This is a genomic window from Stenotrophomonas sp. STK17_22 (genome assembly GCF_051983905.1).
In the GTDB taxonomy this organism is placed as follows: Bacteria; Pseudomonadota; Gammaproteobacteria; order Xanthomonadales; family Xanthomonadaceae; genus Stenotrophomonas; species Stenotrophomonas maltophilia_A.
Map to the genome: position 1 here is coordinate 3,942,428 of NZ_CP197010.1, position 13,204 is coordinate 3,955,631.

The window sequence follows — 13,204 nt, forward strand, 5'->3', positions numbered from 1 at the left end:
GCTGCTCGACACCTTAACTCGGTACGACAGCCTACGGCCCCTATCCAATCCCAGGACCTCGTTGCCGTCCAACCTCCCATGACACACCGCCGCCGCGTACAGTCGCGGCGATCTGCTGCCCCAGTCGTGGCTCGATTATCGGCCGCCAAGGCACCAGACTGAACCCCATGCCGTCATCGAGCAGCGCATAGCGACCGCTGGCGAGAATGACCGAGCGCCGGTAGATGCCGGCTACGCGCTGCCCGTCTGTGACGTGCCGATGCTCCAACCCACTATCGGCGGCAATGTGCTGGGCGGCCTGCGCCAGCTCCCGATTGCGCAGCGTTTCCAGCAGATTCCGGGAGAGAATCACCCGCTGCCCACGCCGCTGGGCCAGCCCCTGTTCTTCGAGGAAGTCGGCGCGCTGCTGCAAGGCTTGCTTGGCATCGCCACCAAAGCCCAGGTCGCCCAATCCCCGGCCGCCGCCGATCAGTTGCTGGTCGAGCCAGGTGGCGCCGATCACGCGGGCCTGCCGCTCGATCGGCAGGTGAGATTTCAGGTCCACGGCCACGCCGCCCAGTCGCTGCGCATCGTACTGGCGCCCACGCTCGGATAGGTCGTCCGGCACTTTCCATAGCCCTTCCGCCACGCGCTCCACGATGCCGGCCCGGCGCAGGGCTTCCAGCCGTCGGACGTGGGCCGCGACGACTTCCTGCGGGTCGCGGCCGGGCTTGGCTCGGCCTTGCTCGATCGCCAGGTGATGATCGGTACGGTACAGGCCATCGCTCGCCAGTGCGGCGATGTTCTTGTCCGCCGCCCGTACCTCGGCGGAACCACGCACCTCCACCACCGCGCCGGTGGGGTAGCTCGCCAGTTCGTCGCGGGCGTTCAAAGCGACGTAGTGGGCCTTGCCGTCCACGCCGTCGATGACCAGATAGCCGCGGTCGTGCAGCTCGTCGGCCAGCCCCTTGGCGGCCACGCGGCCGACGAGGGTACGGCCGTCGTCGGCCGGCTCGAATATCGCCAGCTCGCGCGGCTGGCCGCTCATGGCGCGCTGCATGGTGCGGATGATGTCGCCACGCTCGCCCAGGGCACGCAGGGTCTTCTCAGCGTCGGCATGGATGGCCCAGGTGCTGGGCTGCACCTCGTCGGCCAGGCCGAGCCGCTGCAAGCGTTGCAGCCGGCCGATCAGTAGCAGGCGCTGGCGTTGCAACGTCGGTTCGTTGAAGCGTTCGATCCGCACCCGGTCATCCTCGCCGACCTCGCGCTGCAACGTGCGGTCGAGGCTCGTCCACCGCTCTTGCTTCACCTCGCGCTGCCAGGTCTGCTGGATCTCCAGTTCGGTGCGCGGCCCCAGCCATTCCGTCGCCAGCTCGGCGGCGCGATGGCGGAAGCCGTGGGCGATGTAGTCGCCCGCGATGACGAGGTCTCTGCCGGTATCGTCGCGTCCGCGCACGATCAGGTGCGTGTGCGGGTTGTCGGTGTTCCAGTGATCGACCGCCACCCAATCCAGCCGCGTTCCCAGGTCGGCCTCCATGCGGTTCATCAGGTGCCGGGTGTAGGTGCGCAGGTCGTGCAGCTCGGCTCCGTCTTCCGGGGAAACAATGAAACGGAAATGGTGTCGGTCGTCCTGGCAGCGTTTCTTGAAGGCATCGAGGTCGGCATGGTCGGTCTGCGGCCCGTAGGCACGGCCCGGCTCGCCGTCCCGGCCGGCACCGTCGCGCTCGATGTAGCGCAGGTGCTTGGCGAGCGACTGCGGGCTGGCGTTGCGCTGGTTGACCAGCAGCGTCTTGACGGTCACGCGCCGTGACATGGGTGTCAGCTTTGCACCTGCGAAGCGCGCTGCCGTATGGCCGCGCCCAAGCCGTGAGCCGGGCCGCTGGCCCGCGTGCTGGCCGCTCCCGCCAGCGACAGGACGGCGCACCGCCGACTTGCCGCCGCTGGCTTTGCCAGCCCGCTTGAGCACCTTGGAAACGAAGCTCCGGCCCTGGCCTTTGCCTCGGTTCTTCGGCGCGCCAGGGCGCACCCGGAAATCGTCGTCGCGGCGGTCGGTCATGGCAGCGCCCCTGGCAAGCTCCGGCGTCTCCGGGCGTGCGAAGCACGCGGACATGCCTGCATTGGCGCGGGCCTCGCGCCCCACGCGGCACGGCGGCAAAGCCGCTCCGTGCCGCGCCACCCCCATGTGCAGACAGGCCTTCGACGCGGCCCGGTGCCGCGTCCTTTTGTCTTGCCTTCCGCCGTTGCCCTTCGCTCCCGCTCCGGGCATCGTCGGCCCGGCGGCGCTGCTGCACCCGCAGCCAACCCGCCGGCGAACGCGCAGGTGGACAAGCCTGGAGCCGCAGGCCAGGCGCGTTCGAAGCAAGACGTCTGCACGTTGGACGGCTGCGCTGAAGGCGGCGCGAAGTGCGGTGCGAATGCACGCGCACTGCACGCGCGACGGCACGCCGAAGACCTGCAGAACGACGCACCTGATAGCACGACAAGAGGCACGGCAACGTGCAGTGAATTGGCGGCCATCATGGGCGTGCCTCCATCCAGACCGGATGCGCAACGCCGATCACGGCGGATGCGCTGACCGGCCCGAAATACCGGCTGTCGAACGATGCCGGATTGGTCACGCTCAACAGGAACAGTTCGCCCGCCTCAAGGCGACGGCAAAGCTGCAAGGATGGCAACGGCCGGCCCAGCCGGTCGGCAGGCAGCGCAGCGGCCATCGGCACGCCGTCGATGCGTACCTGACCAGCGACGATGCAGACGTGTTGCGGCGCGACCGCGCCCACACGCTTGAGCAGCGGAACGCGAGTCGGCAGGTAGCCGCGCTGCGCAGCGAGCGCAGCTACATCTGGCGGCAATGTGGTCAGGACGACGCTGCCCACGGACAAGGGACGCGGCAGCGAATCGGCGCCGTGGCGCTGCGGATCGACGCGATACCAGCCGACCGGAACGCTGTCAGACGGGTTGTAGATCAAGCGCGGCAGCGGCTGCACGAAAGCCGCCCAGGCCAGCGCAGCGAGACCGACGGCGGCGAAGCTCGCCAGCACGAGGCGAGCACGCAGGCGCGAGCGAGGAAGCGGCGCGGCTTTGTGTGTGTGTGCGGTGGTGGGATGGGCCGTCATGGCGGCGCCCTCCCGGCCAGCCAGGCGGCGTGCCGCTCGGCGGTGTATTCGGGCAGCGGCGAATGCGCGGCGAGCCGGTTGGCGAGCGTGCGCCAGTACGCGGGCGACACGTCGATGGCAGAGATACCCAGCGCCTCAATGCCGTCGATGCGTTCCAGCACAGCACGCACATTGGCGTCACCTTCGGCATGCAGCAGCAGGCACGCGCCTGGCTGCACGCCGGGGATGCGTTGCACGGCATCAAGCGGTGTAGCAGCCTGCATCACCATGAGCTGCCAGCGGATCGTGCCGTAGTCGTTGGCCTGCCAACGAACGCGGCAGAGCATTGCACCCGGCATGAACATGGCACAGCGCCGCCAGCGATCTAGCTGGAGCGTGCGCGCTGGTTGGCCGAAGCGCAGGTAGAGCTTGAAACGTGGTTCGATGTAGGCGAGCGATACGCGCGTCAACGGCGCGCTGGCGGGTTGGCTGGAAGGTGATGTGCGCGCAGCCGTGGCCGCGATGGCGGCAGGTGCGGCAGCAGACAATGAGGATGTGGTCATGGCGTGTTCTCCCTGCGGTGTTCTGGAAACTCGCGCTCCAGCAAACCGCGCAGCAAGTCGGCCACGGTCACGCCTTGCGTGAAGGCCGACACCTTGATGCGCGCCCGCATGGCGGGCGTGATGTCGAGGGTCAGGCGAGCGGTGTAGAGGTCGCCCTTGTTGAGCGCATCCGCGTCGCCCTGTCGAATCCAAGCCTCGGCGTGCGGATTGGCGGGCGGACGCGCGCCGATGCCGACCCGCTTGGCCGGGCGTTTTCTGTTGGGTGGGTTGCTGTTGTCGCTCATGACGGCCACCGCAGCAGCTCATCGACCAGCGCGGTGATTTCCTGCGCCGCCGCGCTATCGGGGGCCGTCTCCCGCGCCAATCGACCCGCAGCCACGCTGTCGGCAAAGACGATGCGCTGGCGCACCTCGCTGCGCAGCGCTGGCAACGGCTGTTCGGCCAAGGCTTGTCGTACTTCGCGCCCGATTACCGTTGTGCTGACGCGCCGGTTGATGACGAAGGCCGCGCTTAGCGCAGGCCGGAACACCTGGGCCTCACGGATCAGCGCCACCATCTCGGCGCTGGCCCACAGGTCGTAGGGGCTGGGTTGTACCGGGATCAGCACCCGTTCGGCCGCCAGCAGCGCAGAACGCGCCAAGGCGGCAATCCTGGGTGGCCCGTCGATGATGACGTGATCGGCCCGTCTGGCGAGTTCTGGGGCTTCCTGGTGCAGTGTTTCGCGTGCCAGGCCCACTGCGCTGAAAAGCCGGGGCAAGCCCTGCTGGCTTCTGCGCTGCGTCCAGTCCAGTGAGGAACCCTGCGGATCGGCATCCAGCAGGACGACATGCTGGCCGCGCAGCGCCAGTTCGCCAGCGATGTGCGTGGCGAGCGTGGTCTTGCCGACACCGCCTTTCTGGTTGAGCAAGGCAACGATCATGGCGCGGCCCTCCAGCTTGGAAGACCGGACTGTTTTTGCCGTGCCGAACGGGGTGATTTTTGCGGCTTTTCCTGGCCGGTTTTTCGGCCTGCGGCACTTGTCCACCGCAATGCTGTTTCTCTATCAATAGTTAGAGAATTTAAGTTAGTAATGTTAGAGGGATCGCAAACCCGCGCCGTTACTGGCTTTCCGGCGTTTTCGTACTCCTGATAGCACGATAGGCGTACTCCTGATAGCACGACACCCCTTACTCCTGATAGCACGACCCCATCCACAGCTTGTCCCGCTGTTATCCCCGTGCCGTCTGCGGCACGGGCCGGAAGGTCAGCAATTCCATGTCGTCCTCGGGAATCCGCACGATTCCCAGCTCGTAGCCCGGCAGCGATTGCCGGGCAACCAGCGCCCGCAAGTCGTAGGCGAAATCCGAAAACCGCGTGCTGCTGCCCGACTTGCGGTGCAGATGCCGGAAGTCGAACTGCCAGCCGTATTCCTGCCTCCCGCCATGCTTGCGCACCAGGCGGTACAGCCAGCGCTCGATGCCGCCCGTGAGGCGGAAATACGTCGGGTCGATGGTCAGCACCAGGGCGGCGTCCAGCACGCCGGCATAGAACCAGTCCGGCAGGATCAGTTCGATGCCCAGCGGTGTGCCGTTGGCATCGGCCAGTTCCTTCCATTCGTTGATCCACGAAAAGCGGTGCAAGCGCCTTCCCGTCGTTTCGCGGATGGACGTGGCCACCGTGGTCGATTGCAGCCGGTCGAGCGCGGCCTTGAGACGCTGGTAGTCGCGCAGCGACTTGCCGCGCCCGATGAAGCGCAGGATCTCGTAGGGCGTGGCCTGCATCCGCCGAGAGGGCTGGATGCCCGCGTCCTTGGCTTCGACAATCTGGCTGGCCGCCCAGATCAGGATGTCGGCATCCCAGATCGTGGCAATGCCATGCTCCTGCGTGCCTTCCACGCGAATGGTGATGTTGCCGCTGCGAAAGTCGATCGGCGCGGTGCGCCGCGACTTCGCCAGCGAGAAGAACGGATAAGCCATCAAGTCCTGGGCATCGCGCGGTGCCATGTCCTCGCCCGGCAGAGCTCGGAACAGGTCGAGCTGTTCGCGCTGCTGCAAGGCGTGCCCTGGTGGGCGGGACATGGAGATGGCCACCGGCGATGCGCCGATCAGCGCGCACGGCTGTCAGCCGAGTGGTGCTCGGCATATTCGGGGTCGGAAGTGGTCTCGAAGCTGCGCGTTTCCGCCCAGGCATCGAGGTCGGCCACGGCGTACATGACACGGCGACCGAACTTGCGGAACTTCGGGCCACCACCAATGACGCGCTGTTTCTCCAGCGTGCGCGGTGACAGGCGCAGGTAATCGGCAGCTTCATCGTTGGTGAGATAGCGCTGGGGTTGTGCGGGTGTGGCAACGGGAGCGGCGGCAGGCCACAAGGGAGCGGGTCGCATGGGATGTACCTCCATCAAGCCCGGCCACACAGCGCAGCCGGATGGAGGCAGTCTCAAGAAACTTGGGACTCTTGCTCAGGGACGTTCTGCAGGGGATGCGAAACGTCCCCCCTCATGCGAAGTGACAGCCGGAAGCTGTGCCAGACGGCGATAACCGCCGCGCATCAGCCCATCGCCCCGTCGCACCAGCCGCCGCACGCGGGCGCGCAGAGCGCTGTCGGCGTGCCAGTCGGCGGCAACGGCATCCACACCAAACAGCCCTTCGGCCACCTCCCGCAAGGACGCACCCGCCAGGGTTGCGTCCAGCGCCTGAAGCGTGTGCAGTTCCAGCAATGCGGACAGCGACGGACGTGGCCGGACGGTCGCCGCAGGTACGGCACCGGCTGCTACGGCGATCTTGTTCAATTCGCTCGCCAAGGCCGCATAGCGTTCGCAAGGCGCGGCGCAGGCCCGGATGGCATAGGCGTACGCCATGCCATCAGCCAAGCCTGGTGCGAGAACGAAACGCAGGCAGCAGCCGGGCCAGCGCGCCACCAGCACCAGGCGCTTGCCGTCATGGATCAGGTGTTTGTGGCCCGGCAGCTTCCAGAACTCAAAGCACAAGGCATCGGGCGGCGGATCGGCGTCGGGGTAGAGCTGCACCACGGCATCGTGATCGGGGAACCAGGCCGGGTGCGCGTCCCGCGCATCCAGGGCGGGATCTTCCAGCAGGCGCAGCCCCCAATGCCCGGCAGCATCCGGTTGGCGACGATAGCGCAGCCAGTCGTGCCGATAGTCTGGATGACGGCGCAGGTACTCCCAGGCCAGCGCCGGGCCATCCAAATGCAGAACATAGAGATAGGCCGCCGTGGCATACCACGGCTCGGCACTGCGATCAGCCATGAGGCAACCTCCCTGTGCTGGGGATGCGTCGCCACGGCGAAACGGCGTGCTACGAGGCCATCGTCAAAACGTCATGGGTGAAGCGTAAACTGGCAGTGTCAAGACCGATGAACTCCGATGCGTTGCTGAAATCGTCCGAGTGCGACGGCGGCAACGCACTCCAATGGCATGCCGCGTCGGTCAGCTTGCCGCAGCCCGCGCCAGGCATCATGACCGTTTCGATCTGGCACGCACCACTGCGGTGCAACACTGCCGATTCAGACCTAACGGGTCACAGACCAGACCGAAATAGACACATTGCGCCACCGTTTCGCGGTGGCCCTCAATCGGTGATCGAGCTGTTGTCTTCGGCCAGCCGCAGGTATTCCGACAGCCGCCGCACCGGCTGGAAGTAGCGATCCCGCATCACGGACTGCTGGCGCGGCCCGACGATGGCGGCCAGGTCGGACAGCTTCACCGTTCCCAGTGCAGGCATGCCAATCCCCAAGTCGATCAGGCCGTGGGCAGTATCGCCATCGGCTGGGTCGAGCGAAGCCAGCAGCCAAGTGGCATGCGCATCTGGCGTGAACAGGCGCACCACAGGCAGCGGGTCGGTGTCCTGCCCGGCGGCGCGGGCGTGGCCGTTGGCCAGCAAGTGCGTGCGCTCGTTGGCGGTGATGAGCGCGGTCATGGTTGCACTTCCACGGATACACAAAGCATCAGAGACGCTTTCACGCCTTCCCACGAAAGCACCAATGCGCAACCCCACGTATCCGCAGAGACGTAGAAACACGAAGGCACATGCACGGAAGTCAGGAAAGACACGGAACAGGCTCTCCGCTTTTGAAGAAAGCCGCCGATGCGGTTTTCAGTAAAGGCACAAAAACAGTTGATATTGGATGAATGAGTTAAATATAACGTGGTTTTAATTGTGCTGTGAATCGACGCTTCTGTCTATGCAGAAGCGAACCGTCCAGCGCGGCCGACCGGCCGGCTCCACCACCTTCGACGCCGAGCTGGCCCAGGCCTTCGGCGCGGCGGTGCGCGCACTGCGGGTCGAGCAAGGCGTGGCGCAGGAAACCTTGGCACATCAAGCCGGTATCGAGCGTTCTCACATGGGCAAGATTGAGCGCGGCGAACACATGCCCACGCTGGCGATTATTTTCAAGATCGCGCGTGCGCTGGGGCTCAGCGTCGCCCACTTGATGGGGGCCGTTGAAGAAGTCCTGGGCGAAGTACCTAATTGACTCTGCATCGCATAGCTTCGCTTGGCGTGGTGCAACTTTGGAAAGGAACTCAATGGCGAAGACATGCATCGTGTGCGGACAGGCCGCAGGCTCTGGGGAGCACGTTTTTCCGGCGTCTCTTGGAGGCCGGCGGGTCAACTCCGGCATCTATTGCCCCAAGCACGACAACAGCTATTCGGGTCTCGTCAATGAGATTGCCGAGCAGCTCGACTTCCTCAATGCATACTTGGGCGTTCGGCCGGATCACTCCAAGCACCCCAAAACTGCCTATGGCGAGCATACGCTGACGGGAGAGACCGTTTCGATCTCTGCCAAGGAGATCAAATTCACGAAGCCCCGTATCATCTCCCGCACAGCAGTTGGCGAAGGTGAAGAGTTGCATCTGGCATTTCCCAACCAGCAGTCCGTCAAACAGTTCGCAAACAAGATGGAGGACGATGGACACGAGTGGACACCCTTGTCGAAGCCCTCCGCTCGGCCGTATATCACCGGCTCCATTCACCATAAGCGCAAATTTGGCGGTGCCTGTGGTCTGGGCGCCATCGCGTACATGACGCAGACATTCTTCGCGCAGGAATTCCCAGAGCTCGCGCGATCAGGGACGCTTTTCAACTTCATCAACTACACGCAAGCCATCGCCAAGGTCGCAGCGCTGGGCGGCTGCGAACAGCAGCCGGAAGAGCGCGAGGAATTGATCAAAGCACGCGCGGCGGTGACGGTTGCGCTGGAGCCCTTTGGAGGCACGGCACCGATCTGGTGGGATTTCAGCCCGCCCGCCGGAGCGCGCGCCAACAAGTTTGAATTTGGGCATCGAGTGACGGTCGGCGTTGATGGCTTCGACGGCCAAATTTACGGCCGTGTCGCGCTGTTCTCCGCTTTAAACTTTTCCGTACACCTGGGCACGGCACCGCAGGGTTCCGCCACGCGCGAAGTGACAGTGGACATTGATCCTCTCGCGGAGCATCCGCCACACGATATCGACAAACATCAGGTGCTCTTAGCGCCAAGCCGCGTTCAAGTGCCGGAACACGCTACCGAAGGGCTTGCGAATGCGCTCGCCGACGGCACGCAACAGCGTGCGTTCGCAAACCTGCTGGAACGCTTGGAAGAACATCAACTCCTCAAGCTGGCGCGCACCATGAGTACGGCGCTCGCGCCATGTTCCACGTTGTCGCTATTTGAGGCGCGAACACTGATCGAAAAGGAACTTGACCAGCAACCACAGCAAATTTGGCGCTTGGTCACTGCTGTCGTTGAAGGCTTACGGGCGGAAATGGTCAAAGGCGGCATGGAAAATATTACCCCAGTGCTCGATAACCTGATTGCGTATGACGCTCAATCAGCGAGCGGCCTATCGCAGCAGGCAGAGGCCACGTTGGCCCTGGCCAAAGCCGCATTGGTTGCACAGATGGAGCAAGACTGCGCGGCAGGCGTACTCCACGAGGAACGAATTGCGGAACTCATGGGCAGAGGGCCGGGCCTTTATTCCGTGGGCCAGTTGGTGCTGGCGCCTGTCTTGCAGGTGTTTGGTAAATTCGCTGACCCCCAATGAAGTGAGCAGGTAGGCCAAGCGCCTCGCCATAGTGGGCGAGGCGCTGAGGTGGTTACGCCGCCTTGGGCTTGCTGCGTGACCAGATCAGGGCATGCGTGCCATCCTCGTTTTCGATCAGGCGGGCATAGACCGTTGCAGGGAACGATGGATCATCAAGGGTCACGGACACATAAGGGCGTCCGGCCTCACTGGTCTTTTTCCACGCTGCGCCGATGTCGTGGCCAGCCGCTTGCAGGCGGTAGTCGGGTGCGCTTTCGTTCTCGCCCTTGGGGTTGGCAACCAGCTTGACCTTGACATTGAGTGTCAGAGTGCGAAGCGTGCCGGTGAAACCGTCTTTCTCTGCGGTGAAGGTGCCGATGTTTGCCATGATGAATTTCCTTTCGATTGAACAGGGTTCGCGCCCATCGCGTCCTGTTGTGATCCGACCGGCGGGGGACGGGCTGGCTGCACCGCTTGCGGGCGCAACGCAGTGGAGCGCCTGGAAGCGAAAAGAATTTGTGCCGCGAGGAATGCGCGCAGCGCAGGGGAAATTGTTTTCGCCTCCAGGTTGCGGTCATAAAGCCCAAGGCGCAGCCGCGCCACCGCCAGGATTCGCAACAAGACAAGGACGCACGGGCCGCCCGCTCCCGAATGGAAACATGGCCGACTCGGCATCCTCGCATGACAACTTCACCGGCTTGTTCCCTGACGCGGCCAGGTCAATGCCCCAGCAACAAGGTACGAGCGCTCCTGCCACAACTTGCGGCCACATGCTTGATGCGTGGCGTGGAAGTTCCAAATCGAGGCTATGTGGCGTGTCGGTGAACCGTCCTTCGTGACGTACAGGCAAAGAACCGCCAGCGTCGAGCACGGCACGCTTTCGAGCAACCTGCCGCAGCAAGCCGGGGCGTAGGCCCACAAGCGCCGCCCATTGCGGCGAGGTGCTGTCGGAATGTCGGCGGCGCGTGCGCCGCTGCACTTGCATGGCCTCAATGGCTTTTGCGCACAAGGCGACTTGTGCGCGGCCCCTTTACCGCCTGACCGAAGGCGGCAAAGGGGCGTTTTGGCTTTGAGCCTTGAAACCGGGCGCGGCCACCGCCGTGCCCGGATTTTCGGCATTCCCCGCGCCCAAGACGGAACGGCTTGGGCGCGGGGGGCTTCCTATTCTTTGGTTTCGATGATCCACCACACGGCACGCGGCAAGGCGCGGCCCGTAATGGGGTGTAGGTCGGTCAGGTCGGCACGGGCTGTCCAGCCGCGAGGCGGACGATAGCCGCGCACGTCGCTATCGCCATGCCAGCGGCGGGCGCGTACCGTGCCGGGGGCGTAAGTCGCGGCCATGCGCGGGCGGTTCGTGGTGTCGTGGCTCATGGGGGGAGTCCTCGGCATGATAGCGCCCCGCAAAGGAACCGGGGCGCTATCTGTGGTGCGGGGTCAAGCGGCCAATGCCTCGGCTCGCGTCTGCTCATCCGCCACGGCGGCGACTTCATTCGGTGCTTCGACTGCCTCGTCCGTCACCACCTCCTGCACGGTCTGCTGCGTGGCTTCGGCGGCGAAGATGGCAGGCATCCAGCCGGTGCCATCGGCCAGCCGCTCGGCTTCGCTGGCAATGTCGCCTTTTTTCAACTTCGCCAGCCGGGTGACGTGCTCCGGTGCGAATTCGCCCACTGCTTCCAGAGTCGCGGCCTTCGGCACATGCTGGAAATAGCCGTCTGCGGTCGGTTGCCACCATGCCGCCATGTCCAGCGCCACGGCCTGCGCCAGTTCGGCGCCCGGTTGGTGCTGCGTGGCGCGGGGTGTCACCACATCGACCGTGGATGCCACGCATACGGCCAGCAGGCGAACCAGTTCATCCTGCGGCTTCGCCAGCAGTGCGGCGAACAGTTCGGCGCTGTCCTCCGGCAAGGCTTCACCCGCTACCTGTTGCAGTTCGCGCAGTGCCACGGCGGCGGGCGATTCCGGCCAGTCCGGGGCCATGCCTTCCAGCCGATCTTGCTGGGTCAGCTTCACGCCCAGCGGCAGATCGTGGCCGTAGTAGCTGCCCTGCAAAACGGTCTGCGCCATGCCATGCACCAGTGCGGCCAGCGCCACCTGCGGATGCCGGGCCACTTCGATCTGCAGCGCGGCGGTACGGTGGGCACTCAAGCGTTGCGCCAGCCGGTCGGACATGGCGGCGGGCTTGGGGGCGTCGTCGGCTTGCTCGCCTGTGTCGTCGTTCCCAGCTTCGCCCTCGCTGCCGAAACCCTGCCGCAGCCGTTCAAGCGTGCGCAGTGCTTTGGCCTCGGCTTCGCGCAGCAGGCCACGATGAATCACGGCCTCGCCGTTGCGGTCGATGGTGACGATGGCACCGGCGGCAGCTTTGACGGCTTCCCCGTAGTCCAGCAAGCCATCTTCCAGCGCCTGCAACTGTTCGCCCAGGTGTTCGCCTTCTTCCTGCAAGGCATCGGCCTTGTCTTCATCGTCGGCGTCCAGGGCGGCATCCACGGCCTCGGCCAACGCCTGCATCTTGGTTTGCAGCTTCTCGATGCGTTGGGCTTCGCACTTATCCGGGCTGCGGCGCTGTCTCGGGGCGCGCTGGAAGGCTTGCAGGTCGGCATAGGTCGTGCCGGTGGTGGCATCCACCCATGCCCAGCCTTCGGCCTTCACCTCGGCGGCAAGGCTGGCCAGCTTGTCCTGCGCCAGCCGTTCCAGCAGCGTGGCATCGGTCAGATACACGCCGCTATCGGCCTCCGCGAACAGATCGCGGCGGATGCCACCGTCTGCGGCCTCGTAGGTGTCCAGCCCAACGAAGCGCACCAACGGATGCCGATGGGCATCAATCTCGCGCTCGGTCAGGCGGTCGCGCAGGTTATGCGGGCTGCGCTGCCATGTCGGCGCATCGTAGAACGCGGCTTCCTGCGCGGCGTGGTCGTCGGTGATGGCAAGGGCCATCAACTGGTCAAGGCTCACGGCCTCGGCCCGGTAGTCGGCCAGCAGGCGCGGCGACACGTTGGCGAGTTTCAGGCGGCGCTGCACCACCAGCGGTGTGACGCTGAAATCTGCGGCTATGTCCTCGATGGGTCGGCCTTCGGCCACCAGCGCGGCGAATGCCTCGAACTGGTCAGCGGGGTGCATGGCTTCGCGCTGCACGTTCTCGGTCAGGCTGGCGGTGCGGGCGGTGCCATCGGCCACCAGCAGGCAAGGCACATCCCATTCTTTGCTGATGCGGCGCTTCTTCGCCAGCAGCTTGAGAGCGGCAAGGCGACGGCCTCCGGCCACGACTTCGTAACGCTCGCCATCAGTGGTCGCGGTGACGATCAGGTTTTGCAGCAGGCCGACACGCTGGATGCTGGCGGCGAGTTCAGGAATCGACATGCGCGGGGTCTTGCGCACGTTGCGGCCCGTAGGGCGCGATACCAGCCGCGACAGCGGCACAAGAATCAGATTCTTGCTCGGGTCGGCGGCTTCCAGCAGCACGGCAGGCGCGGCGCTGGCTGCGGCGTGGATGGCTTGGGCTTCGGTGTGGTTGATGGCGTTCATGGTGAAAACTCCTTGCGATGATGGAATGCAGCAGCGAATGACGC

At 65.0% G+C, this 13,204-nt stretch carries 14 protein-coding genes; 2 read left to right on the forward strand and 12 right to left on the reverse strand.

Annotated features, from left to right (window positions below):
* Positions 1-40 precede the first annotated feature (40 nt).
* From ACSYS9_RS18435 to ACSYS9_RS18475, 9 genes are all read right to left on the reverse strand, one after another.
* A complete protein-coding gene (locus tag ACSYS9_RS18435) occupies positions 41-2,035 on the reverse strand; it encodes a relaxase/mobilization nuclease and DUF3363 domain-containing protein (protein ID WP_034018426.1) in 1,995 nt (664 codons plus the stop codon).
* A gap of 460 nt (positions 2,036-2,495) precedes the next feature.
* Complete coding sequence (locus ACSYS9_RS18440) at positions 2,496-3,095, reverse strand: S26 family signal peptidase (RefSeq protein WP_034018425.1); 600 nt, start codon at positions 3,093-3,095, stop codon at positions 2,496-2,498.
* A complete protein-coding gene (locus ACSYS9_RS18445) occupies positions 3,092-3,637 on the reverse strand; it encodes a DUF2840 domain-containing protein (RefSeq protein WP_034018424.1) in 546 nt (181 codons plus the stop codon). The genes ACSYS9_RS18440 and ACSYS9_RS18445 overlap by 4 nt, the downstream gene beginning before the upstream one ends.
* Entirely contained in the window at positions 3,634-3,921 is a 288-nt protein-coding gene (locus ACSYS9_RS18450; RefSeq protein ID WP_034018439.1) for a hypothetical protein, read from the reverse strand. The genes ACSYS9_RS18445 and ACSYS9_RS18450 overlap by 4 nt, the downstream gene beginning before the upstream one ends.
* The gene (parA, locus tag ACSYS9_RS18455; protein WP_034018423.1) at positions 3,918-4,556 is read right to left on the reverse strand and encodes a ParA family partition ATPase; all 639 of its coding nucleotides are present in this window, start codon (positions 4,554-4,556) and stop codon (positions 3,918-3,920) included. The genes ACSYS9_RS18450 and parA overlap by 4 nt, the downstream gene beginning before the upstream one ends.
* A 289-nt stretch (positions 4,557-4,845) precedes the next feature.
* A complete protein-coding gene (locus ACSYS9_RS18460; protein ID WP_034018422.1) occupies positions 4,846-5,706 on the reverse strand; it encodes a replication initiator protein A in 861 nt (286 codons plus the stop codon).
* A 14-nt stretch (positions 5,707-5,720) separates the two neighbouring features.
* A complete protein-coding gene (locus tag ACSYS9_RS18465; protein ID WP_034018421.1) occupies positions 5,721-6,002 on the reverse strand; it encodes a helix-turn-helix domain-containing protein in 282 nt (93 codons plus the stop codon).
* A gap of 75 nt (positions 6,003-6,077) precedes the next feature.
* Complete coding sequence (locus ACSYS9_RS18470) at positions 6,078-6,884, reverse strand: DUF2285 domain-containing protein (RefSeq protein ID WP_034018418.1); 807 nt, start codon at positions 6,882-6,884, stop codon at positions 6,078-6,080.
* A gap of 322 nt (positions 6,885-7,206) precedes the next feature.
* Positions 7,207-7,554 carry a DUF2958 domain-containing protein gene (locus ACSYS9_RS18475; protein WP_034018415.1) on the reverse strand — a complete coding sequence of 116 codons (348 nt, stop codon included), beginning with the start codon at positions 7,552-7,554 and terminating at the stop codon, positions 7,207-7,209.
* A gap of 265 nt (positions 7,555-7,819) precedes the next feature.
* Between ACSYS9_RS18475 and ACSYS9_RS18480 the strand changes: the two genes are divergently transcribed.
* Both ACSYS9_RS18480 and ACSYS9_RS18485 read left to right on the forward strand, forming a co-directional pair.
* The gene (locus tag ACSYS9_RS18480) at positions 7,820-8,110 is read left to right on the forward strand and encodes a helix-turn-helix domain-containing protein (protein WP_034018414.1); all 291 of its coding nucleotides are present in this window, start codon (positions 7,820-7,822) and stop codon (positions 8,108-8,110) included.
* Positions 8,111-8,162: 52 nt separating this feature from the next.
* Positions 8,163-9,662, forward strand: a complete 1,500-nt coding sequence (locus ACSYS9_RS18485) for a hypothetical protein (protein ID WP_034018412.1) — start codon at positions 8,163-8,165, stop codon at positions 9,660-9,662.
* Between the two features lie 52 nt (positions 9,663-9,714).
* On the opposite strand, the gene ACSYS9_RS18490 is transcribed toward ACSYS9_RS18485, so the two are convergent.
* From ACSYS9_RS18490 to ACSYS9_RS18500, 3 genes are all read right to left on the reverse strand, one after another.
* Entirely contained in the window at positions 9,715-10,029 is a 315-nt protein-coding gene (locus ACSYS9_RS18490) for a DUF736 domain-containing protein (protein WP_034018411.1), read from the reverse strand.
* A gap of 773 nt (positions 10,030-10,802) precedes the next feature.
* Positions 10,803-11,012 (reverse strand): hypothetical protein, encoded by a 210-nt coding sequence (locus tag ACSYS9_RS18495; RefSeq protein ID WP_028624810.1) that lies wholly within the window; start codon positions 11,010-11,012, stop codon positions 10,803-10,805.
* Positions 11,013-11,075: 63 nt separating this feature from the next.
* Complete coding sequence (locus ACSYS9_RS18500) at positions 11,076-13,160, reverse strand: ParB/RepB/Spo0J family partition protein (protein WP_034018408.1); 2,085 nt, start codon at positions 13,158-13,160, stop codon at positions 11,076-11,078.
* Positions 13,161-13,204 lie beyond the last annotated feature (44 nt).